Annotated in this window: 18 protein-coding genes; 14 read left to right on the top strand and 4 right to left on the bottom strand. The window is 59.1% G+C overall.

Features of this window, described 5'->3' with window-relative positions; all coding sequences use genetic code 11:
* Positions 1-22: 22 nt before the first annotated feature.
* Complete coding sequence (locus AC6JBC_RS15620) at positions 23-2,413, top strand: membrane-bound PQQ-dependent dehydrogenase, glucose/quinate/shikimate family (RefSeq protein ID WP_498026393.1); 2,391 nt, start codon at positions 23-25, stop codon at positions 2,411-2,413.
* 45 nt (positions 2,414-2,458) lie between these two features.
* Here AC6JBC_RS15620 and AC6JBC_RS15615 read toward each other — a convergent pair whose 3' ends face one another.
* Positions 2,459-3,946: a class I adenylate-forming enzyme family protein gene (locus tag AC6JBC_RS15615; RefSeq protein WP_498026392.1), complete on the bottom strand. Its 1,488-nt coding sequence runs from the start codon at positions 3,944-3,946 to the stop codon at positions 2,459-2,461.
* Positions 3,947-4,562: 616 nt separating this feature from the next.
* Here AC6JBC_RS15615 and AC6JBC_RS15610 point away from each other — a divergent pair.
* The 10 genes from AC6JBC_RS15610 to AC6JBC_RS15565 all read left to right on the top strand — a co-directional run bounded on the left by AC6JBC_RS15610 (position 4,563) and on the right by AC6JBC_RS15565 (position 17,141).
* Complete coding sequence (locus tag AC6JBC_RS15610) at positions 4,563-6,776, top strand: TonB-dependent receptor (protein WP_498026391.1); 2,214 nt, start codon at positions 4,563-4,565, stop codon at positions 6,774-6,776.
* A gap of 184 nt (positions 6,777-6,960) precedes the next feature.
* Complete coding sequence (locus AC6JBC_RS15605) at positions 6,961-8,598, top strand: carboxylesterase/lipase family protein (protein ID WP_498026390.1); 1,638 nt, start codon at positions 6,961-6,963, stop codon at positions 8,596-8,598.
* Positions 8,599-8,742: 144 nt separating this feature from the next.
* The gene (locus AC6JBC_RS15600; RefSeq protein WP_498026389.1) at positions 8,743-9,150 is read left to right on the top strand and encodes a nuclear transport factor 2 family protein; all 408 of its coding nucleotides are present in this window, start codon (positions 8,743-8,745) and stop codon (positions 9,148-9,150) included.
* 144 nt (positions 9,151-9,294) lie between these two features.
* Positions 9,295-10,542, top strand: coding sequence for a cytochrome P450 (locus tag AC6JBC_RS15595; RefSeq protein ID WP_498026388.1), 1,248 nt, complete (start codon positions 9,295-9,297; stop codon positions 10,540-10,542).
* A gap of 43 nt (positions 10,543-10,585) precedes the next feature.
* On the top strand, positions 10,586-11,344 hold the full coding sequence (locus AC6JBC_RS15590; protein WP_498026387.1) for an SDR family NAD(P)-dependent oxidoreductase: 759 nt from the start codon (positions 10,586-10,588) through the stop codon (positions 11,342-11,344).
* Positions 11,345-11,379: 35 nt separating this feature from the next.
* Complete coding sequence (locus AC6JBC_RS15585; protein ID WP_498026386.1) at positions 11,380-12,114, top strand: SDR family oxidoreductase; 735 nt, start codon at positions 11,380-11,382, stop codon at positions 12,112-12,114.
* Between the two features lie 33 nt (positions 12,115-12,147).
* Complete coding sequence (locus AC6JBC_RS15580; protein WP_498026385.1) at positions 12,148-12,948, top strand: MOSC domain-containing protein; 801 nt, start codon at positions 12,148-12,150, stop codon at positions 12,946-12,948.
* 195 nt (positions 12,949-13,143) lie between these two features.
* Positions 13,144-14,115: a PDR/VanB family oxidoreductase gene (locus tag AC6JBC_RS15575; protein ID WP_498026384.1), complete on the top strand. Its 972-nt coding sequence runs from the start codon at positions 13,144-13,146 to the stop codon at positions 14,113-14,115.
* 84 nt (positions 14,116-14,199) lie between these two features.
* Positions 14,200-15,843 (top strand): long-chain fatty acid--CoA ligase, encoded by a 1,644-nt coding sequence (locus AC6JBC_RS15570; RefSeq protein WP_498026383.1) that lies wholly within the window; start codon positions 14,200-14,202, stop codon positions 15,841-15,843.
* Between the two features lie 62 nt (positions 15,844-15,905).
* Positions 15,906-17,141 carry a cytochrome P450 gene (locus AC6JBC_RS15565; protein WP_498026382.1) on the top strand — a complete coding sequence of 412 codons (1,236 nt, stop codon included), beginning with the start codon at positions 15,906-15,908 and terminating at the stop codon, positions 17,139-17,141.
* A gap of 475 nt (positions 17,142-17,616) precedes the next feature.
* On the opposite strand, the gene AC6JBC_RS15560 is transcribed toward AC6JBC_RS15565, so the two are convergent.
* Positions 17,617-18,555 (bottom strand): LysR family transcriptional regulator, encoded by a 939-nt coding sequence (locus AC6JBC_RS15560; RefSeq protein ID WP_498026381.1) that lies wholly within the window; start codon positions 18,553-18,555, stop codon positions 17,617-17,619.
* 102 nt (positions 18,556-18,657) lie between these two features.
* Here AC6JBC_RS15560 and AC6JBC_RS15555 point away from each other — a divergent pair, with 102 nt between their 5' ends.
* Genes AC6JBC_RS15555 through fghA form a run of 3 tightly spaced genes read left to right on the top strand, consistent with a single transcriptional unit; the run spans position 18,658 to position 21,057 of the window.
* Positions 18,658-19,770, top strand: coding sequence for an S-(hydroxymethyl)glutathione dehydrogenase/class III alcohol dehydrogenase (locus tag AC6JBC_RS15555; protein WP_498026380.1), 1,113 nt, complete (start codon positions 18,658-18,660; stop codon positions 19,768-19,770).
* Between the two features lie 30 nt (positions 19,771-19,800).
* Complete coding sequence (locus AC6JBC_RS15550) at positions 19,801-20,202, top strand: VOC family protein (protein ID WP_498026379.1); 402 nt, start codon at positions 19,801-19,803, stop codon at positions 20,200-20,202.
* 3 nt (positions 20,203-20,205) lie between these two features.
* Positions 20,206-21,057, top strand: a complete 852-nt coding sequence (fghA, locus tag AC6JBC_RS15545; protein ID WP_498026378.1) for an S-formylglutathione hydrolase — start codon at positions 20,206-20,208, stop codon at positions 21,055-21,057.
* 226 nt (positions 21,058-21,283) lie between these two features.
* Here the strand turns inward: fghA and AC6JBC_RS15540 are convergent, their stop codons facing one another.
* Both AC6JBC_RS15540 and AC6JBC_RS15535 read right to left on the bottom strand, forming a co-directional pair.
* Entirely contained in the window at positions 21,284-22,015 is a 732-nt protein-coding gene (locus tag AC6JBC_RS15540; protein WP_498026377.1) for an enoyl-CoA hydratase/isomerase family protein, read from the bottom strand.
* A gap of 208 nt (positions 22,016-22,223) precedes the next feature.
* Positions 22,224-23,495, bottom strand: a complete 1,272-nt coding sequence (locus AC6JBC_RS15535) for an alginate export family protein (RefSeq protein WP_498026376.1) — start codon at positions 23,493-23,495, stop codon at positions 22,224-22,226.
* Positions 23,496-23,567: the final 72 nt, after the last annotated feature.

The raw sequence follows: 23,567 nt of genomic DNA, 5'->3' as shown, positions 1-23,567 counted from the left end.
GGCGGTCAGGAAGGAGTACGAAATGCCAGTTGACCCGATTGCAAGCGGCGCTCAGCCCAATGGCGTTCCTGGCCCCTTCTTGCGGAACGTCTGCCGCCTGTTGGGCGCGTTGCTTGCCCTTGTCGGGTTGATCCTGCTGCTGGGCGGTGCATGGCTCGTCCTGCTGGGTGGCACGCCCTATTACCTGTTGTCCGGGGCAGCCTTGACGCTCAGCGGTGGCTTTCTCATGCGCGTGAAGCTTGCCGCGCTCCGGATCTTTGCGGTCGTCTATGCGGGCACGATCGTCTGGGCGCTGGCTGAAGCCGGATTGAATTTCTGGCCTCAATTGCCCCGCCTGGGTCCCTTTCTTGTCATGGGCGTGATCATGGCGTGGCTCTGGGGGCGTCTGGCCCCGTCGAAGCGCCGCGCAGGCCGCGCGGCGATCGCGCTGCAACTGCTGGTTATCGGGGCTGGCATCGCGGCCATGTTCATGCCGCATGGTGTGATCCACGGTACTGAAGCCCGCGCTGATGGCGCGGAAACGGTGAACAATCCCGCATGGCAGTGGCGATCCTATGGCGGGGATGCAGGCGCGGGTCATTTCGCGCCATTCACGCAGATCAACAGGGATAATGTGTCCCAGTTGAAGTCGGCCTGGGTCTTCCGGACGGGAGAGGTCAATGATAGTCCCGACATGCAGGCCACGCCGATCCAGGTGGGATCAAACCTCTATTTCTGTACGGCGCATAACCGCATATTCGCCGTCGATACCGATACGGGACGGCGGGTCTGGTCCTTCGATCCGAAGGTCAGCGCCAACGGGACCTGGAACCGGTGCAGGGGCGTCGCTTTCTACGAGTCTTCCCCGTCGGCGCCAGGCAAAATCGCGGGCGACTGTACCCAGCGTATTTTGGCCACCACGATCGATGCGCGGCTGATCGCGCTCGACGCGACCAATGGACAGCTGTGCCGCGACTTCGGCCGTAACGGGCAGGTCGATCTGACCGCAGGGTTGGGCACAATGAAGCCGGGCTGGTACTATCCCACCTCCGCACCGCTGGTGGCGCGAGGCAGGATTATCGTTGGCGGCTGGATATCCGATAATCAGTCAGCGGATGAGCCGGGCGGGGTGGTAAGGGCCTTCGACGCCGTCACGGGCCGCCTTGTTTGGGCATGGGATGCTGGGCAGGAAGGGGCTCAGCCTCAGCCTGGCGTCGCTCAGGACCAGTCCGTGAAATTCGCTCGCTCCACGCCCAATTTCTGGGGTACGGCCACCTTCGATGACCGGTTGGGGCTGGTTTATGTGCCCACCGGCAACGGAACGTCGGATCATTGGGGCGGCATGCGTTCGCCCGAAACCGACCGTTATTCAACCTCCGTCATTGCCATCAATGTGGAAAACGGGCGCCTCGCCTGGCATTATCAGACGGTCCACCATGACCTTTGGGATTGGGACCTGTCCGCGCCTCCCTCCTTCGTAGACATGCCCGATGGGCGAGGGGGAACGATCCCGGCCTTGGTGCAAGTCGGCAAGGCTGGTCAGATATATGTCCTCGACCGGCGGAACGGGCGTCCGGTGACGCCGGTTGCCGAGCGCCCTGTCCCGCAAACCGCTGCACCCGGAGATCACCTGTCACCGACGCAGCCCTATTCTGTTGGCATGCCGCAGCTCATCCCGCAGCGCTTGAACGAACGAGATATGTGGGGCCTTACCTTCTTCGATCAGCTCGCCTGCCGCATCGCATACCGTAAGTTGCATTATCTGGGGCAATATACGCCCCCGGCCGAAAGCGACACGCTGATCTGGCCCGGCTATCTTGGCGGCATGAACTGGGGCGGCGTGGCGATTGATCCGGCGCGCAAGCTGCTGATGGTCAACGACATTCGACTATCCACCATTGTCCGACTGGTCCCGCGCAAGGACGTGGAAGGCAAAGTCCAGGCCAATTTCAGCCATGCAGGCTATGAACTTCATCCCGTTAAGGGTGCGCCCTTCGGCGTCGAGCTGAAGAGCTTCCTGTCACTCCTCGGACTGCCGTGCGAACAGCCTCCCTGGGGCAAGATCACCACGATTGACCTCCAGAGCCGCCGGGTCAGATGGCAAGTGCCGGCTGGCACGGGATTGGAGCAGACGTTCAACCTCGCAGGCGTGGAACTGCCGGTAAAGCTGGGGATGCCATCCATTTCATCGACTATGATGACGGCATCAGGCCTTGCCTTTTACGCCGGTGCTAATGACCCTTTCCTTCGGGCGTGGGATTCCGCCAGCGGGCGTGAGCTATGGAAGGCGCGGCTCCCCGCCGGGTCGCAGGCGACACCCATGTCCTATTTGTCCCCACGGACAGGACGGCAATATGTCGTCGTGGCTGCGGGGGGAACGCCTTACAGCAAGCGTGTTGGGGACTATGTCGTGGCTTACGCCTTGCCGCGATGATGATTCATCTCGTCACGCCCATGCGCTATTCGCGAATGGAAACTCTCATTGCCCGCATCGGGCGACTGCAAGGGCGAGGGCGGCCGCGCGATCAATCTTTCCCGAAGCCATGCGCGGCAGGCAATCTACAATGACATAGCTTCTGGGAACGGCGTATCCTGGCAGATTGGCCGTCAAATGCGCGACGGCTTCGCTGCGATTGAACTCCTGGTCCTTTCGATGCTCCACTACAGCGACAGGCACCTGCTGCAGCACCGGGTCGGGAATGCCGACCACCGTGCAATTGGCGACACCGCGACAGTCTGACAGGAGGCATTCGACGTGAGACGGCAGGATCTTTTCCCCGCCGCGATTGATGATGTCGTCTACCCGGCCACTGAGATACAGGCGCCCTTCATCGTCCATTTTTCCCAGGTCGCCAGTCCGCAACCATTCGCCGCGGATTTTTCGGGCCGTTTCGCCCGGGCGGCGCCAATAGCCTAGCATGCGCGTCGGCCCGGCCACCCATATTTCTCCGACCTCGCCCGCTGACACATCGTTTTCCTCGTCGTCCACCAGCCGCATTTTCACGCCCGGCGCGGGGAAGCCGACCGATGCGCCGTGGTCATGAATAAGCGTGGGCGGGAGGAAAGTGCAGGCCGATCCAAACTCGGTCAGACCATAGCCATGGACCAGCTTCAAATGGGGCCAACGGTCACTAAGTTCACGCGACCAGGCTTGAGGCATGGGCGATCCGCCGAACACGACAAGGCGGGCAGGGCCGAATACGACATCGCTTTCGTCCATCAGCATCAGCATGCGCAGCACGCTGGGAACAGCAGTGACGAAGGTGGAGGGCGATCGGCGGAAAGCCTCTATGGCATCGTTGCGATGAAACTCTGTGACCAGGACCGTCTCGCCGCCAACGATCAGCATCTGCCCCAATTGGTCGATAAAGCCCGTATTGTGGAACAGGGGCGAAAGCACGATGGTGTTGTCGTCCGGGCCGGTATTCAGAAACCGCTGATAGGTGGCGGATGCTTCGAAAATTGCCCGTGCACTCAAGATCGCGCCTTTTGGCAGCCCCGTCGTGCCCGATGTGAAGCTTATGACCGCCGGATCGTCGGCGGCAGGGAGAGGGGGAAGCGACATTCGAAGCGGTCGTTCCCATGCTTCCAGCATGTCGAGCCGTACGTCCGCGATCCCGAACATATATTGGTGCTTGATGTCCGCCAGGGCGAGCTTCGCCTCCAAAAGGGAAGCAGAGTCGGTCATCTGCTTGGGTGAAATCCGGTTATTGACTAGAGCCGCGATGGCTCCCAAGCGCATGATGCCCAGATAGGCGACCACCCAGTCGATGCTATTGTAGCCCACGACGATGACTCGGTCGCCAGCTGTCACGCCCAGATTCATGAGCCATTGCGCCCGGCACTCTGCCTCGTTCACCAGTTGGGCGAAGGTTAGCAGCCTCGATCCGTGCCTGATCGCGACCCGATCGGAATGATGCTCAGCCCAGTGATATAGGCTGTCCCAGAGACGTGCGAGTTTGGGCATGTAGGACGGACTCTCTTTGGAATGATCCGTTCGCCCGACGGCATCAGATAGGATCATCGCTATTCCGCCACTTCCTCTCGCTATATCCGGCAATCGATGGACGCAGGCGGCCTGAGATGGCCTGTCTGTTCGTCGCAAAGATCAACGCATTGTCTTGTTTGCCACTACCCATATCTTTACTCCCCCAGCGGCGGCAAATGATCTTTGCCTACGCATGTGGATCGCGCGTTCGCTGGGCACCACCTGTTATGCTGATCTGGGCCGTATCCTTACAACGGATGGTGTTCATTAATCCTCCAGTCTCATCCCTCGTCGTTGCGACCAGAGGCCTTATCCTGCGCGGTGTCATGGGCTGTTTCCTGGGGTAGCACTTCCTGATCGCCGAGGAATGTCAACTTACCTGCTTGACCTACGAACGATCGTTCATTAATGTGTGCTTCACTCCAGCAGATCTTCAAAGACACGACGGGGGGAATCCATGAAAATATCAGGCAAAATTACGTCGGACCCGCGCGATCGACTCGGTGATGACACTCTCATTGGTGGTGCTCAGGCGCCGATATGGCGACAGGCGTACCGTGTTGGCCTTCTTGCGGGAGGATGCTTCTCGCTTGTCATGGTCAGCCCCGCGCATGCGCAGGCACCCGATGGTCAGGCCCGTGAGGGGATGGGTGAGATCGTCGTCACCGCCCAACGTCGTGAACAATCCATCCAGAAGGTCGGCATCGCCATTACGGCATTGTCGGGTGACGAACTTGCCAAACTGGGGGTCGGTACTGCTTCAGACATAGCGCGCCAAGTCCCCGCGCTGGAATTCGACAGCGGCAGTGGCGGCGGCCTCAATGCCTTCGTGACCATACGCGGCGTGTCGCAGGTCGACTACTCGGAGCATCAGGAAGCACCCAACGCGGTCTATCTTGACGAAGTCTATGTCCCGACCCCGTCCATGGTTGCTTTCCCGGTCTATGACCTTGCGCGCGCGGAGGCGCTTCGCGGGCCGCAGGGAACGCTTTTCGGCCGGAACTCGACAGGTGGCCTGCTTCAGTTCGTGACGAAGGATCCTACCAAGGACTGGGACGGCTATTTCAATACCGAATATAGCAGCTTTTCCACGGGTCGCGTCGAAGGGGCGATTGGTGGGCCGATTGCGGATGGTGTTGCGTTCCGCCTCGCCGCTTTTGGACAGATCGGTAACGGCTGGTTCAAGAACAACAATCCGGCGGGTGGCAAGGATAGTTTTGAATCCAACAGCTTTGGTATACGCGGGAAGCTTGCCTTCGACATCGGTTCGGACTGGAAGGCGATAGTCACCGGGTCGCTCAACAAGAGCCCGAAGCATCGGGAGGGTATCTACAAAGCCTACCCGGTGTATGTGGATGCCAATGGCGTAACCCAGTTCGTCCCTGCGGATGTCGATATTTATGGCACGGGAGCTGGCAATGACCCGTTCGGATATCGCGATCCGAGCAGTAAAGGAACCGAAGGATCGTTCAACGATATTGGCTTCCTGAAGAAGCAGACCTATTATGGGACGCTCAAGCTGCAAGGATCGGTCGGCTCGGCAACCCTGACCTCAATCAGCAATTATACAAAGTCCAACATCGATTATCTTGAGGATTCGGACGGTACGCCGAATAACGTCTTCAATTTCGCGAGTGGCGGTTACACGCGCCAACTTTCCCAGGAATTGCGGTTGTCAGGTGATGCGGGTCCGTTGAACTGGACCGTTGGCGGCTATTTCCTGGATCTTAAAGGCTCCTACTATACGGACTTCATTCTGGTGGGTAACTTCGATGCCATCAATACCTATCAACAGCGCACGCGTTCCTACGCCGCCTTCGGCCAGATCGAATATGAGATCCTGCCGACGGTGAAGGTTACTGTCGGCGGACGTTACACCCATGACCGCAAAGTGTTCAATTCGCAGGTGGCGCTGGGACCGCTGGATCCTAATTATACCGGCACGTCTGCTGACCTTTATTGGGATTTCAATGCCCAATCGGCAGCGGCCTGGAGCAGCTCGAACAAGCAGAGCCGTGGTGACTGGACCGGCAAGTTCCAGCTGAGCTATGAACCCAACAACAATATGCTGCTGTACGCGGGGGTCAGCCGCGGTATCCGCGGCGGCGGTTTCAATGCGACGGCGGACGGCACGCTGGGTCTTCAGCCCGATGGCGTTACAGTCGATTATTCGGCAGTTCCCTTTGGTAACGAAACCGTGGTCGCTTATGAAGGCGGCGCCAAGTTGCGTATTTTCGATGGCAAAGCAAATGTTCGCGCAAGCGCTTTCTATTACGACTATTCCGGTTATCAGGCGTTCAATTTCAACGGTCTTATCTCCACCGTTTCCAACAACGATGCCTATTATACCGGCGGTGAACTTGAAATATTTGCCAATCCCATGGAAGGGCTCAATATATCATTAGGCGCTGCCTATCTTGATGCGCAAGTCAAGGGTGTCGTGACGCCTCAAGGTCTTGCCGACGTAAGACCTGTAAAGGCACCCAAATGGTCGCTGAACGGTCTTGTTACCAAGACCTTCGATATTGGGATCTATCAGCTCGGCCTGCAATATGATTTCGACTATCAATCTGAAAGCAAGGCCAATCTGGTCGTGTCGCCTCTGACCACATTGCCGTCCAGCTGGATGCACAATGCGCGCATCAGCATTGGCCGTAAAGATCAGGGATGGGAACTGTATGGCTTCGTCCGCAACTTTACGGATGTGAACCGTAAGACCTTCGCCTACGACAATAGCTGGACGGGGATCGGCCTTGGTTCCTTTGCTCCGCCGCGCACTTATGGCGTGGGGTTCCGCAAGGACTTCTGAGCGGGTCAAGGCCGGCGGCTGCTAGTCGCCGGCCTCTTTTTCCCCTCTAATTATCTTGCCGCAGACAGGCGCGACTGACGGTGAGGATCCTAGGCTGCCGATGCAGATAGCTGAAGCGAGAAGCCGTAGCTTGTGCAGGGCGGAAAACGATGTCAGACGTTCCAGCGCGGTGCAGGAGATGGCAATGAAACTTGATCGCCGTAATTTTGTGACTGCAAGCACGGGTGCCCTGCTCGCTGGTCGAGGCTTGCTTGTAAGTTCGGCAGCGGACGCAGCTATCCCTGCTGCGCGCCGCATGGTCAAAACGGCCGAGGGCATGCTGCGCGGCTATGAAACTGCAAAGCTCGCCATCTTCAAGGGCGTCGCTTATGGAGAGGACACCACTCATCGGCGCTTCCAGGCGCCTGTGCCTGTGAAGCCATGGACTGGCGTGCGCGACGCGCTCGCCTATGGATCACCCTGCTATCAGAATAATCCTGATCCCCCTGCATGGCAGGATGTCCAACCGGAAAGCGAAGATTGCCTGAGGCTCAACATCTGGGCACCCAAGGATGCTCGAAATGCGCCCGTCATGGTCTGGATTCACGGCGGCGGCTATTGGTGGGGTTCAGGCGGTGTTCCAGCCTATGATGGATCTGCCCTAGCCGAAAGGGGCGGGGTCATTGTAGTCACGGTGAACCATCGGCTCAATGTCTTCGGCTATCTCAATCTTGGTGCGCTCGCTCCTGAATATGAAGGCGTCGGCAATCCGGGTCATCGCGACCTGGTAGAAGCGCTGCGCTGGATTCAGCGGAACATTGCGGCGTTTGGTGGTGATGCTGGTCAGGTGACGATCTTCGGGGAATCCGGCGGCGGCGGCAAGGTCACCACCTTGCTTTCCACGCCCAGCGCGAAGGGACTGTTTCAGCGCGCGATCGTGCAGAGCCTCTCGGCCCCGCGATTCCGGACGAACGATGTCGCTCAGAAGGAGGTGCGCGACCTCTGCATGCTGGTCGGGATTGACCCTGCCAACCCGCGCGCTCTTGCCGATATGCCTGCCGACCGGCTGAAGGCTGCCTATGCCGAATTTTTCAAGGGCGACGCGCTAATGGATGTCGGCGAACTGCCCCTGTCGCCCGTGCAGGACGGCAATCTGCTGCCCTATCAACCCCGCGATCCCCGCGCGATGGCCCTGTGGGCCGATGTGCCGCTTCTGGTGGGCACCACGCGTGATGAAGCGGTGTGGCTGATGTCGTTGAACGGGTCTCTGCCAAAGCCGTCAAACGACGAGGAACTGCTGGCAATACTCGCGCCGATGCACCATCTCGGGCGGCCGCGACTGGAAGCACTGGTTCACGCCTTACGCGCCCAGATGCCGGGTGCTGACCTGCAGCGTCTGATGGTCGCGGCAGGGACCACCATGTGGATGAGCGCCAACGCGGTACGTCAGGCGGACATGAAAGCCGCGCTCGGCGCTGCGCCGGTTTACTATTACCGCTTCGATTGGGAAGAGCCGATGGCGGGCGATTTTTGGGCCTTGCATGGTGGCGATGTCGGCTTTGTGTTCGGGACGCAGGATCTGCCGACGATCATCGATGCGAAGTCGGATGCCGTCGCGGAGCGCGGCAAGCGCTATCGCAACAAGGAATGGTATGCTGTGCGAGACGCCATGATGGACAGCTGGATCGCTTTCGCCAAAACCGGAAATCCCGGCAACAAGACCGTGCCGGACTGGCCGGTTTATTCGCTGACAAGCCGCGCCTTCATGCGGTTCGATGCCCGGTCTTCGGTGGGCCATGGCCCTCTTCCGGCTGAGGTGATCGCATTGATGTACGACACATGAGGATGGGCGTGACGCGGACGCGATCATGATGGCCAGTTTCACGACAGAAGCATTTGACGCACGGCATAGCCCTGCATAGCATCTTTAAAAAACGATCGTTCGTTCTCGACGGGACGTTGTCGTTTTTAGGCTTGAGAGGTTCCTATGAGCAAAGCTGAATTCAACTGCAAACTGATCAATGACTATCTCGATTGCTGGGAACGCGGCGATGTCGAAACGGCCCAGACCTATTGGTCCGATGACATGTATTTCTTCCAGGCCGGTCACAGCAGACTCGCTGGGAAGTTCGACAGCCCGGAAGATTTCAATCAGCGCTGGGTGCAGCCGTTGCTCGAAATGACCAACAACCGCTGGACGGTTACGTCAAACCCGGAAATCATCTTGTCGGGCGATGATGGCTGCGTCGTCAACATCTACGAAAAGATGGTGCGCGACGGAAAGGGCGAGATCGATACCAACAAGCTGGTCGTCTACACCATTCGCGGCGACAAGATTACCAGCTGCCGTATGTATGATGGTGACCAAGGGGCTATTGACGATTTCTGGTCGTAAACGGGGCGATGCCCCGGTCAGATTGAGCGGGTTCTGGCAGTCTTGGTGAGTGGAATCCGCGCCAGACCATTCATGACAATCTCTTGACGTACGAACAATCGTTCATTAATATATCGGCAACAGGGCGATGTGGGAGCAGCGATCATGGAAGTGATGGATCAGGCGAGTCTGAAGCAGTTCGATATCCCGGATCATATTCCAAGGGATCGGATCTATGATTTCGACATGTACAACCCTGCGGGCAATGGTGAAAAAGACTATTACGACATCTGGGGCGCGCTGCAGGACCCTGGTGTGCCAGATATCATCTGGACGCCCCACAATGAAGGCCATTGGATCGCGACGCGCGGCAGCACGGTCTCCGAGGTATTGAAGGACTACACCCGTTTCACCAGCGAGATTTTCTTCATTCCCAAGACGATGGGTGCGGAATGGGACGGTCTGCCGTCCATGCTGAACCCGCCTGAACACACGCCCTACCGCCAGATACTGAACCGTTACATGGGTCGTGACAAAATCATGGCGATGGAGCCTGAGATCCGAGCTCTCTCGATCGAATTGATCGAAGCATTCGCGGCCGACGGGCATTGCGAACTGAAATCGCAGCTGGCGAACATCTTCCCGATCAAGATGTTCCTTGCACTCACTAAGCTGCCCTTCGAGGACGCCGACAAGCTGCTGCGCTACGTGGCGATGATGATGAAGCCCGAAGGCACGGCCGAAGAAATGGCCGACAGCCTGGTACGGGGGAAGAAGGCGCTCTACGACTATATCGCACCTGTGTTGGCGGAGCGCACCGCAAATCCCGGCAGCGACATCATAAGCGGAATTGCACATGCCACTGTCGATGGGCGACCGCTGACCATCGATGAGAAGAACCGCCTGATCACGATCGTGCTGTTGGGTGGGCTCGACACGGTGCTGAACTTCATTCCGGTATGCTTCGCTCATTTGGCGCAGCATCCCGAGGTGGTGGAAGAAATTCACAAAAATGCCGACCGGCTGGCGATGGTCAGCGAGGAATTGTTCCGCCGTTTCCCGCTCGTGAACGAAGGCCGGATGGTAGCAAAGGACATCGAATATGACGGCGTCCTGCTGAAGGCCGGCGACATGGTGCTTGCGCCGACGACGATGCACGGCATCGACGCCCGCGAAAATGAGTGCCCGATGAAAGTGGACTTCAACCGCAAGAAGAAGTCGCACAGCACCTTTGGCGCGGGCGCGCATGTCTGCGCGGGAATGCATCTTGCGCGGATCGAGGTGATGATCCTGCTGGAGGAATGGCTGAAGCGCATTCCCCGCTTCCGTATGAAGCCGGGCTTCAAGTTCATCACGCGCAGCGGCATCATCGGATCGGCCGACGCGCTCGAACTTGAGTGGGATGTGAACTGAGCCCGCCTACCGGCGGAACGACACGGCAATGAAGGTATAATAGATGGGCAGACTGGACGGAAAAGTGGCGTTGATCACCGGCGGAAGCGCTGGCTTGGGCCGGGTGACCTCGCTCCTTTTCGCGCAGGAAGGTGCGAAGGTCGTGATCACCGACCTTTCCGACGGTGCGGAAGCCGTTGCTGACATTGAAGCGATCGGTGGAGAAGCGCTGTTCGTCAAGGCGGACGTCAGCAAATCGGCTGATGTTCAAAATATGGTGCAGGCAGCCGTGGACCGGTTCGGCCGCCTCGACATCCTTTACAATAACGCCGCCATCTGGTTCGAACAGCCGCCGCTCGCGGATATTTCCGAAGAGGATTTCGACCGCGTCTACCAGGTGAACGTCAAGGGCGTTTTCCTGGGCATGAAATACGGCATTCAGCAGATGCTGAAGCAGGGCGGCGGTACGATCGTCAATTGCGGTTCGATCAACTGCTTCGTCGCAGAAGCGGGGTCGAGCGACTATGCGACCACCAAGGGCGCGGTGCTGATGCTGACGAAGCAGGGCGCTGTCGAATATGCGAAGAAGAACATCCGCATCAACTGCGTGTGTCCCGGCCCGATGCTTACACCCATGGTGCGAGCGGCCGCCGAAAAGGCCGGTCAGACCATCCCGGAATTTTCCCAGCAATGGAGCCTGCCGCGTGGAACGGTGGCCGACCCGCTGGAAGTGGCGAAAGTCGTTCTGTTTCTGGCGAGTGAGGATTCCTCCAATCTCTTCGGCGCGTCTATCCTGGCGGATGGAGGCTATACGGCGCTCTAGCCGGTATTTTGACGGAACCTGAAGGGCGACGAAAGATGAGTCTGGAAAGTGGTCGCCTCGCGGGGAAAGTCGCGCTCATAACCGGCGGCGCGAGCGGCATGGGGGCGGCCATGGTCAGCCGGTTCGTGCGCGAAGGCGCATCGGTCATCATTGCCGATATGGACGCCGATCGCGGTAGGGTATTGGAGGAGAGGCTGGGCAGGCAGGCGCGCTTCATGTCGCTGGATGTGCGATCGGAGGGAGATTGGAACAGCGCCGTCAATGAGACCGAGCGGCAATTTGGCCACCTCAGCGTCCTCGTGAACTGCGCAGGTATCCTGAAGGAATCGTCGCTCGAAGATACGACGCCGGAGGAATATCGCCTCCTGACCGATGTCATGCAGTTCGGCGTTTATCTGGGCATGCGCGCCGCCGCGCCATCCATGCGCAGGGGTGGCGGCGGATCGATCATCAACATTTCATCGACGGCTGGCATGGTCGGCTATCCCCAGACCTTCGCCTATACGGCGGCGAAATGGGCCGTGCGCGGCATGACCAAGGCAGCGGCACTGGATCTTGCGGATGGAAAAATCCGCGTGAACAGCATCCACCCCGGCAATACGGATACGCCCATGATACAGGGCAATGACTATTCTGTTGCAGAGGTGCCGCTCAAGCGCAACGCCAGCGCCGAGGAGATCGCCAACCTTGCGTTGTTCCTGGCATCCGATGAATCCCTCTATATTACCGGCGCGGAGCATGTCATCGACGGTGGTTTCACCGCATACTGACACGATGGCGAGGCGTCAGGGAAAGGCTGGTACATGATGAGGGTGGCGGACATCGGCATGGCCTTCGTCAAATGCACCCGGTTCCTGAACGTGGAGACCGCGCGCATCGAAACGCACGGGATCGACGGCGACCGGGAGTTCATCCTGCTCGATCAGCATGGCGCGCCGATGCCGTCTCATCATCATGGTGTGTTCGCGCCGCTCACCTTCCGGTTTGATTCGGCGAGCGAACGGCTGACGTTGACCTTCCCTAACGGTCGCAAGATCGAAGGGCGCGCGACGGGTCGCGGCTCGATCATGGCGCTGGACTATATGGGTATGCGGATGATCGATGTCCGTGACGTCGATGGCGACTGGAACCAGATTCTGACCGAACATGCCGGAAGGCCCGTGCGCATGGTCCGCAGCGTGCGTGCTGGTGGCGGCATCGACGTCCTGCCGATCACCTTCTTCACCACGGGATCATTGCGAAATTTTTCCCAAAGGCTGGGACAAGCGCTCGACCCACGGCGCTTCCGGGCGAATTTGGTGATCGACCATGATCAGCCCTTCGCGGAGGATGGCTGGGAAGGCAGCACTTTGCGGATCGGTGAGGTGTTGCTGCGGGTGCGTAGCGGCGTGCCGCGTTGCGTGGTCACCCAGTGCCATCCCGAAACGGGTGCCAACGATATGGCGGTCGTTCCGGCATTGGGCAAGTTCCGTGACCGTGTCCACCTGCCTGACGGCCTGATGCCAAGCTATTCCACGCCTGCCTTTGCATCCTATGCCGAGGTGCTGGAGCCTGGCCTGATAAAGCGGGGAGACCATGTGCAACTTGCCGCGGCGCCGCATTGACGATGCCTATCGAGGTTGATATAAGAACAACCGTTAATTAATATGGCTGCGTGCAGGAGGCCTTCGTCGAATGACCGCATATCCGACTATCGGGTTTTAGCGGCGTCGAAAAGGAGGGCGTCTGGTCGTCATCCTGATCCGGGCGTGGGTCGGATCTTCGCACGGATTGACCATGAGGGTATGAGGATTGTTGGAATGACCACTGGAAATCCGCATTTGGGCGAGTCCAAGCTTGACCTTGTCGTCCTGTCACGGTGCGACGCAGCCGAAGGAGTGGTCGTCCTGGAGCTTGGATCGAGCGACGGCGCCGACCTGCCGGTTTGGGAGCCGGGCGCGCATATCGACGTGGAACTCGCCAACGGAACGATCCGCCAATATTCGCTGTGCGGGTCGCCATCTGATCGGAAGCGCTGGAGGATCGGCGTGCTGCGCGAGCCGGAGAGCCGGGGCGGTAGCGCCTTCATCCATGATGTGCTGAAGGAAGGCATGGCAGTTCATGTCGTCGGTCCGCGAAACCATTTCAAGCTGGAGCCAAGTGGCCGCTATATCTTCATCGCGGGTGGCATCGGTATCACCCCGATCATCCCCATGATCGCCGCCGCGGACGCCGCGGGCGCTGAATGGACCTTGGCCTATGGCGGGCGTTCGCGCGGGTCGATGGCGTTCATGGATGAGCTTTCCAGCCGCGGTCCCGCCGTTTCGGTGCAGCCCTTTGACGAAGTGGGGCATATCGATCTTGCGTCGCTGCTCGATCATCCAACTTCCAATGCGCTCGTCTATTGCTGCGGCCCTGAACCGCTGCTTTCGGCGGTGGAAGGCAAATGCGAAAGCTGGCCGAGCGGCGCGCTCCATCTGGAGCGCTTCTCCGCCAAGCCGCTGGAGCAGCCCTCCTTCGATGGACCGTTTGAGGTCGAACTGGCAAGTAGCGGTCAGGTTTACACCGTCACGCCGGGCGAATCGATCATGGAGGTTTTGGAGGAGGCTGGCCTCGACGTTCTCTGCTCCTGCCGGGAAGGTGTGTGCGGCAGCTGTGAAACGGCCCTGATTTCGGGGGCGGCGGACCATCGCGACTCCGTTCTGACCGATGATGAGAAGGCGCAAAACAGCCGGATCATGATCTGCGTGTCGCGTAGCCGCACCGGCGAACGGCTCGTCCTGGATCTGTAACGGTTACTACACGGCGGTTCCGTCAGCCGGGCGCAAGGCCATGCTGGTAGCGATGACATCAACCAGGAAGAATGTGAGCTGTAGATGATCGGGACGATGATGGATTTTGAGCTGACGATAGGCTCTATCCTGCTGCATGCTGACCGGTTCCACGGTGATCGCGAAATCGTGTCGCGTCAGCCGGATGGCGGCATTGTCCGCAGCTCCTATTCGCAGGTTCTCAATCGCTCGCGGCAGCTGTGCAATGCGCTGACCAGTCTGGGTGTCGTCGCCGGAGACCGGGTCGCCACTCTGGCCACCAACTCCTTGAGGCATCTGGAGGTGTATTTCGCCGTCCCCGCCATGGGCGCGATCATCCATACCGTAAATCCTCGCCTGTTCCCAGAACAGGTCGAATTCATCATCAATCACGCGCAGGACAAAATCCTGTTGGTCGAGCCGCAATTTGTTCCCCTTGTCGAGCAGATCAGGGGAAGCCTGAAAAATGTTCGCCACATTGTCGTCATGGGGTCGGACGGCGGGGACGCTGCGGGGCTTCTGCCTTATGAGGAACTGGTCGAAGCAGCGTCTCCTGTCTTCGATTTTCCGGTGATCGCCGAACGGACCGGGTCGGCGCTCTGCTATACCTCGGGCACGACGGGCGCCCCCAAAGGAGTCCTTTATTCCCACCGTTCGGTCGTGCTGCAATCGCTGGTGATTTCGGGCATCGACTGGTTCGCGGTTCGGCGCCGGGACAGCCTGCTTCCCATAGTCCCCATGTATCATGTGAATGCATGGACGCTGCCTTTTGCCGCCGCGATGAACGGGTCGAAGCTCGTTCTTCCGGGTAGCGCTCTCGATTCACGCAGCCTCTTTGAACTGATCAGCACGGAACAGGTTACGCTGGCCGCAGGGGTGCCCACCATCTGGAGCGACTTGATCCAGTTTCTGGAAGCGCAGGACGAACGTATAGACTCGCTGGAACGCGTTATCGTAGGGGGGACGGCTCCCACGCCCTCCATGATCAAGACGCTGGAGGAAAAATACGGTGTTCAAACCTGCCATGGCTGGGGGATGACCGAGACCAGTGCTGGCGGCCTGTTCAACGCGCCCCATGATTGGGAGCATCTGGATGACGAAGACAGGCGGGTCATGCTCGGAAAGCAGGGACGCACGCCTTATCCATTCAACATTCGCATCGTGGATACAGACGGGCAGGAGGCTCCCTGGGACGGGAAGACTTTCGGCAGCCTGCAAATTCGGGGTCCCAGCGTAACATCCAGCTATTATAACGGCGATGGTTCCCCCATCGAGGCCGCGCACGAAGGATGGCTCCCGACTGGCGATATCGCCGTCGTCGATCCCGCAGGCTATGTCGAAATCGTGGATCGCGAGAAGGATGTCATCAAGTCTGGCGGGGAATGGATCAGTTCCATCGCGCTGGAAAATATCGCGGCGTCGCACCCCGATGTTGCGGAAGCGGCTGTCATCGGCATCCCGCATCCGCGATGGGACGAAAGGCCGCTGTTGGTCGTAGTCCCTCGCGCCGGTTGTCGACCGGACCCGGCCGACCTCATCGCCTATTTCGCTGGCAAGTGCGCGAAATGGTGGATCCCCGATGAGGCGGTCCTCGTGGACAGCATCCCAAGGCAGGCCACCGGCAAGGTCTTCAAGGCGCGGCTGCGGGAAGACCATGCAAAAGCCAGAGCGGAAAGTCCGTCCGTGGAAACCGGGTCGGGTACGGTCTGAACTGGCATGTCTGCCTTTCCTCACATGCTTGCGGCGGGCCGCTGGTATGATGTGGAAAACAGATGTTCGTATATTTTGGGGAGCAGAAAGTGGTTCACATCCAGGACGATCTAGCCAAGGCGCAGGACGAGTTCCTGCCACTTGGCGACCCTGAATTTGTCAAAAATCCCTATCCCTGGTTCGAACGGCTGCGCAAGGAGCGTCCATTGCACCGGCTGCCGAACGGCACCTATGTCGTGTCGCGCTACCATGACATCGTCAAATATGGCCGCTTGCCCGAACTCACCATTCTGGAACCTGAGGACGCGCCGGAAAATGCCTTCACGGCGGGCTTTGGCGATACGATGCTGAGCAGGGAAGGTCCCGCGCATGTCGCGCTACGTGGCCGCACCGCCAAATGGTTCACGCCCCCGCTGATAAGGCAATATGCAGCCGCTGCTGAAAGGGCGGTCAATCAGGCGCTGGATGAATATCAGGATGGCGAGGTGATCGACGGGCATCACAAGCTTGGCATGATCCCGACCCACGCGCTGATGTGTGACGCGCTTCAACTGCCCACCGATGATCCGGAATCCGCGGTGAGCGCGATGCTAGACGTGATGCGAGGGATCAGTTCGGTCGCCACCGCGAAGGACGACGAGATCGCGGCGAAGGGTTTCGCCTATCTACGGTCTCGTGTGATGAATCTGATTGCTTACAAGAAGGAAAATCCCGGCACAGGGCTTGCTGACGCGCTGATCGAAGCGGAGGAAAAGGGAGAGATCACACGCGAGGAGATGATCCAGACGCTTTCGCTGTTCTGGGGGTCTGGCGCGCACAATCCATCTTACCTGATCGGCGCGGCCCTCGAATATTTCGCGAAGCATCCTGACCTTTATCAGACCTATCGTGAGCAACCCGAAAAGCGACGCGCGATCCTGAATGAGATCATCCGCCTGTTCCCGGCAGAATTGTCATTCATAAGGAACACGACGGGACCAGTGGAGATACTGGGCACGCTGATCCCGGAACGCACGCCAGTCCGGTTCCTGCTCAATTCGGCCAATCGGGACCCTGAAGTTTTTCCTAATCCGGATGAAGTGGATCTCAATCGCCCGGCCAAGGCCATGCCGCTCAGTTTCGGCATTGGGCCGCACGCCTGCGCCGGAACGGCCATCGCCCGGATCGGCGCGGAGATTATCTTCGATGTCATCGCAGGTCGGGTCAAGCGGATCGAGATGGCGGGGGATTCCGTGTTTGACGCCACGGATCGGTCGCGCGCCTTCATCAGTCAGGCGCTCAGGCTATATCTCGACTGACGGCTTTCGCTCGCTTGCCGACATGCCGAATGGCAAGAACGTACAGCGGAACTTCGCCCCAGGTTAACTCAAATGGCCTTGGGGCGGCCCTTAGTTCAGCGAACAGCGCAGCCATTTGATTTGGCTGCCACCCGGTTCTCCAGCCTGTCGGCGAGGGAGGATCTGACAGGTTCGCCTCTCATGATCTTCCTCCAGGTGTTGTAACTTATGCCAAATACCTGATTCAAAGACTCGTCTGTCAGGACGAAATCTTCTGATTGCATAAGATCAACCGTATGCGGGCTGACTTTCTTCAGACGTTTACAACCATTGATCTCAGATTTTCCGAACATCAAATGTCTCACTGAAACGTGGTTTGCCCAGAGGGATGCTCAAGCGCCCGACGAGCGCGAACAAACGCAGTATATACATATAAATGAACGTTTGTAAATATATTGAAGTTTCGATTTGGGCGCCCCATCACCAAGGCCGCAACTTACTCCGGACCCGTCATGCCTTGGGAAGGCCGTTCGTCATTCACCTGACGCCCGCGCGGGGGATGCATGGCTGCGGCCAGCTCATGTTGAAGGCATTCCACTATAGTTCGGACTTTCGGCAAGAGGTGTCTACGCTGTGGATATACCGCCCAGATCGGTTCGTCTTTCGCTCGATAATCGTCCAGAATTATCTCGACCATACCATACCGAAGGTAGGGAAGGATGTAAAAGTCCGGCAACTGGCAGATGCCCAGACCGGAAATACAAGCGTCGATGACGGCTTGCCCGCTGTTGCAGCGGAAACGGCCCGTCGGCCGATGAAGTATCTCCTGCCCGGCCTCCGCAAAGCGCCACAGCGGGTTGGTGCCGATGATATGTTCATGGCTGTCCAGTTCCTCGATGCTGCCGGGCGTCCCGTGTTTGGCGAGGTAACTGGGCGCTGCGCAGGTGTAGAGGGTACGTGACGCAACCTCTATTGCAATCAACCGGCCGTCCGCCGGCTTACCGGTACGGATTGCGAGGTCATATCCTTCGGAAATGGGATCGACCACCCGGTTGGTAAGGTCGATGGTGACGTTCAGTTTGGGATGGTGCATGGCAAAGCGGCGGATGATGGGAGCGACGAAACGTTCTCCCATCGCGGTCGAGCAGGTGACCTTCAACTCTCCCTGAGGCACGCCCTCTTCACCGATCATTGCAACTGCTTCATCTCTCTCCTGCGCGATCCGCTCGCATCGTTCGAGGAAGATGCGGCCCGTGTCGGTCAGGCTTACCCGGCGCGTCGTTCGATGGAACAGTTGAGCCTGGACGCGGCGTTCCAAGGCCATGATTGATCGGCTCACATGCGTCGATGACATGCTGATCAACTGCGCCGCGCGTGTAAACGACCCGGTGGATGCCACCGCCAGAAACTCGTCGAACCCGTCCCAGGACGACATAACTATCCCTCCTACGCAATGGTGTATTGAGGAAAAACCCTATTATCGCCTTATTGGCCTAGTGCTAAGAGGCGCTATGTCATTTCGGATCGAGGAAATCGAATGAAAACCCGCGCTGCCGTCGCCTTCGAAGCCAAAAAGCCCCTCGAGATAGTGGAGTTGGACCTGGAAGGACCAAAGGCTGGCGAGGTCCTGGTGGAAATCATGGCGACGGGGATCTGCCACACGGATGCCTACACGCTAGATGGTTTCGACAGCGAAGGCATCTTCCCGTCGATCCTGGGCCATGAGGGGGCCGGGATAGTTCGGGAGGTCGGGTCAGGCGTAACGTCCGTGAAGCCCGGCGATCACGTCATCCCCCTATACACCCCGGAATGCCGCCAGTGCAAAAGCTGCCTTTCGGGCAAGACCAACCTGTGTACTGCGATCCGCGCCACGCAGGGCAAGGGGCTCATGCCCGACGGCACGACCCGCTTCTCTTACAAGGGCCAGCCGATCTTCCACTATATGGGCTGTTCGACCTTCTCCAACTTCACCGTGCTGCCGGAAATCGCGGTGGCGAAGATCAGGGAGGACGCGCCGTTCCAGTCGAGCTGCTATATTGGCTGCGGCGTCACCACCGGGGTCGGCGCGGTTGTCAACACCGCAAAGGTGAAGGCGGGCGAGAATGTTGTCGTCTTCGGCCTTGGCGGCATCGGGCTCAATGTGATCCAGGGCGCCAAGATGGTGGGCGCGGGCAAGATCATCGGCATCGACATCAACGCCGACCGTGAGGAATGGGGCCGCAAGTTCGGCATGACCCATTTCATCAACAGCAAGGGACTGTCGCGCGACGAAACCGTGGCGAGGATTCTTGAGGTCACGGATGGCGGGGCCGATTATAGCTTCGATGCCACCGGCAACACCGAAGTCATGCGCACCGCGTTGGAATGCTGCCATCGTGGCTGGGGTGAAAGCATCATCATCGGCGTGGCTGAGGCAGGGAAAGAAATCAGCACCCGCCCGTTCCAGCTCGTCACCGGCCGGGTCTGGAAGGGGACGGCTTTCGGCGGCGCGAAGGGCCGGACCGATGTTCCCAAGATCGTCGACTGGTACATGAACGGGCATATTCAGATCGACCCGATGATCACGCACCTTCTGACGCTCGAAGAAATCAACAAAGGCTTTGACCTCATGCACGCGGGCGAAAGCATCAGGTCCGTGGTCCTTTTCTAAAAGCATTGATAAGAAGAGAGGAATATCCAGATGGCAGTTATCTCCGGGGACGGTGTGTTTTCGCACGCCTGTGTTGGTGCCAATGACCTCGCGCGTTCATCGGCCTTTTACGACGCCGCGCTGGCGCCGCTGGGCGTCAAGAACCTCGGCCCGTTTGGGGAAAATGCGGTTCTCTACGGTAAGGATAAGCCCGCCTTTCTGGTTCTCCGCCCCGGCAATGGCGAAGCGCCTTCCGGCAATGGGGTGACGATCGGCTTCGCTGCCCAAGCTCCGGGTCAGGTTGATGCCTTCCATGCTGCCGGTTTGGCGGCCGGAGGCGTTTGCGAAGGTGCCGCTGGCCCCCGCCAGCACTTGCCCGGCGCCTATGCCGCCTATCTTCGTGATCCGGCCGGCAACAAGATTTGCGCATACAGCTTTAGGGACGACAACTGATCAATGGGTATAGAGCAGGTCAGCGCCAGTCGTTCGTTCGAAGGCGTGCAAGGCGTGTACAAGCACGCGTCGAGCACGACCGGAACAGAGATGACCTTTTCGGTCTTCGTTCCTCTCCAGGCAAAAGGGGGGAAGCTCCCCATTGTCTGGTATCTGTCCGGGTTAACCTGCAACCACGCAAATGTGACGGAAAAGGGCGAGTTTCGTCGTGCGTGCGCTGATCTTGGCCTGATCTTCGTAGCGCCGGATACATCGCCGCGCGGCGATGATGTGCCGGACGATCCGGCGGGCGCTTATGACTTCGGCCTTGGCGCGGGTTTCTATGTCGATGCGACCGAAGCTCCCTACAGCCGCCATTATAAGATGTGGTCCTATATCACCGACGAACTGCCGCGGGTGATCGCGGACAACTTCCCGGCCGATATGACCCGACAGTCGATCATGGGCCATTCGATGGGCGGCCATGGCGCCTTGACCATCGGACTGCGCCATCCGGAACGATATGCGGCAGTCTCAGCCTTCGCCCCAATCGTTGCCCCAAGCCAGGTGCCCTGGGGCCAGAAAGCTTTGTCAGGATATCTTGGCAACGACCGCAAAGCCTGGCGAAAGCATGATGCAGTAGCCCTGATCGAGGATGGCGCCAGGGTCAGCGCGCTGCTGGTAGACCAAGGCGGAGCAGACACGTTTCTGGATCAGGAACTGCGCCCTCATCTGTTGAAGGACGCCTGCGCCGCAGCGAACATCGATCTCACTCTCAACATTCGAGCAGGGTATGATCACAGCTATTATTTCATTTCCACCTTCATGACGGATCATCTCCATTGGCACGCGTCACGTTTGGCTTTTCATAAATGACCTCCGGATGGAGTCATTGGCTGGCGCTGTGTCCAACGCCGCCGCAATCCGTACCAGGGCAGTCAAGATGGAAGGCGGTTGGCGTCTCAATGGCGCGAAGCAGTTCTTAACCTCCGACAAAATAGGTGGCCTTGGTCACGCGCCAGCTCCTTCTCTCCGGAGCTGCGATGAGGGAAGCAGGACAGCCCGCCTTGACCCAGGCCTCCATGGCTTGCTCCCGCTCGGCTCAGAAATCGGGCTTTCGACGGGCGCGGAAGGCGGCCACGCCGACCTGGAAATCGGATCCATCGAATGCGTCATCGAACAGGCGATCGGCCATGGGATCGTCAGCAAGGATGCGTTTGAGGCTAGCGACGCTAGTCCGTGAGTTGGTGGCTATCATGGTGGCGAGGGTGATCGCCGCGTCGCCCGCGTTCGCCGCGCGTTCCTCCACCAAACCTATGGCTTGGGCTTCGTCCGCCTTTACCGTCATCCCCGAAAAGAGAAGTCGCGCGGCATGACCGGGACCGATCAGGCGCCGCAGCCGCCCGACATCGCTTGCCGGGTAAGCGATGCCGAGTTTGGCAGGGGTTATCCCGAACGCTGCTTGATCACCCGCGATGCGCATGTCGCACGCCAGTGCCAGCGCTACACCCGCCCCATAGCAGCCGCCGTCTACCGCAGCGATCGTGGCGATGGGCAATGTCGCCAAGGCGTCGAATGTTCGCGCCATTGCTTCGCGGAAACGGCGACGTAAGCTCGCGTCGCTGGCGAGTTGTTCCAGTTCGCTTATGTCTGCGCCCGCGCAGAAGGCGCCGACCGTTGCCGATCGGACGATCAGTGCCCGGGCATCGGACGCCGCCACTCGGCCGATCGCCTGATGCAGGTCGTCCCAGCGGGCAATGGAGATTGCATTGCGCGCATTCGGATTATTGAGGTTGATACGGGCGACGGGGCCGATGGCATCGATGGAAAACATGCTCAACCGATGGCGCTTATAACCGGCCTTGTCACCATTCTTTGGTAGCCGTGTCCTGAGCTTTGCGGCGTGGTGCACGTCTTGCCCCAATTTGGCGGGTTTTGGGCGCGCGCTTTCTGACCATCCGTGCCCCGCGTTTCACGAAACTCGCTCACGGGGGATGTCGGTCGAACCAGAAGTCGCGCGCCTGAAATGGTCAGCTATCCGTTCAGAGCGCGTAGTCGATCTGCGCCCAGAACTTCTTCGTGTCCGCGTCACCGGTGAAGCTGGCAACCCCCTTGCGCTCATAATCGGCATATTTGACGAGCGCGCTCAGATGCTTGTCGAGCTTCAGCGTGATCTGCGCATTATATTCGTCGCCATAATGGATCGACAGCCGGTCGCTGCTGAAACGATGATAGGTGAAGGACGCGACGAGCGGACCCGCCTTGCCGATCTTGGGCACGGTATAGCCGATGCCTGCATAATAGTCCTGAATGCCTGTCCCCGGCGTCGTCAGGAACTTGTCGGCCCAGCCGTTAAATTTGTGCAGCGTTGCGAAGGGCGTCTGGAAGGCGAAGCCGCCCGCAATCCCCGTCGCGCCCGCATCGGAGCCGAGCAGTTCATATCCGCCGGTCAGCTTGAATGCAGCGACATCCAGGCCCAGCTCCGCAGCGGCGTAATCCGCCGAATAGTCGACAAGATTGCCCCTATAGTCGCTTTGATGCGCATAGCTGGCGAGATAGCTGAGTTTCACCTTCTTCGACAGCGGCATCGCGCCCGCGAACCGCGCGCCATAGGTCTGGCTGCTGTTTCGGCGCAGCGCCGCCACGGCTTCATCCTCATCGACCAGATAGGCAAAGCCAGTCAGCGTGCCATACTTGGTCTTGTAGGAGACATTGGCGAAAATATCGTCGCCATCGATTTGGGTCGGCCGGTTGGTCGCGCCGAACTTGCCGCCGTCGACACCCCAAATGGTCCGGGCCGAAATCGCGTAGGTCACATCGACCTTTAGATTTTTGACGCCCATATATTCGACGCGCACGGCATCGAACGTCTGTTCATTCTGGCGCCAGGCGACCGATCCGACGAAACGCTGATCGTCCAGATTGATCCGCTGACGGCCGATGGTCACGATCAGCGGCTTTGTGCGATACTGGAGCTGGAGGCGGTTCAGCTCGACATTTTCCGGGTCGGCCACCACCGGATAGAGCGTCTTGCCATTGACCCCACTATTATAATTCTCGTCGATCGCCAGCGTGCCTTCCCCTTCAGCCAGGAAGGCGAACGGTCCCTTGGAAATCTCACCGCCTGCGCGCAGACGTACGGTCACCGCATCGGCATCGCGGCTGCTGGTGAGCGGCGCAGGACCATCCTGGTCCACCGTCTCATACCGCACACGCGCCTCAACGATAGGCTTGAACACAATGTCTTGCGCCAGCGCCGGTCCTGCGATGACAGTCAACGCCGTTGCCGACAACAGAAATGAAATTCTACCCATAAATCCCCCTTAAAATTGCTCCCGATGGCTTTTTTCGGCCTTTTCAGAGCATCCTCTCCAAGCTGGACTATT

It is taken from the genome of Sphingobium sp. RC1 (genome assembly GCF_059738765.1).
This window is presented reverse-complemented; position numbering and strand designations above follow the sequence as displayed.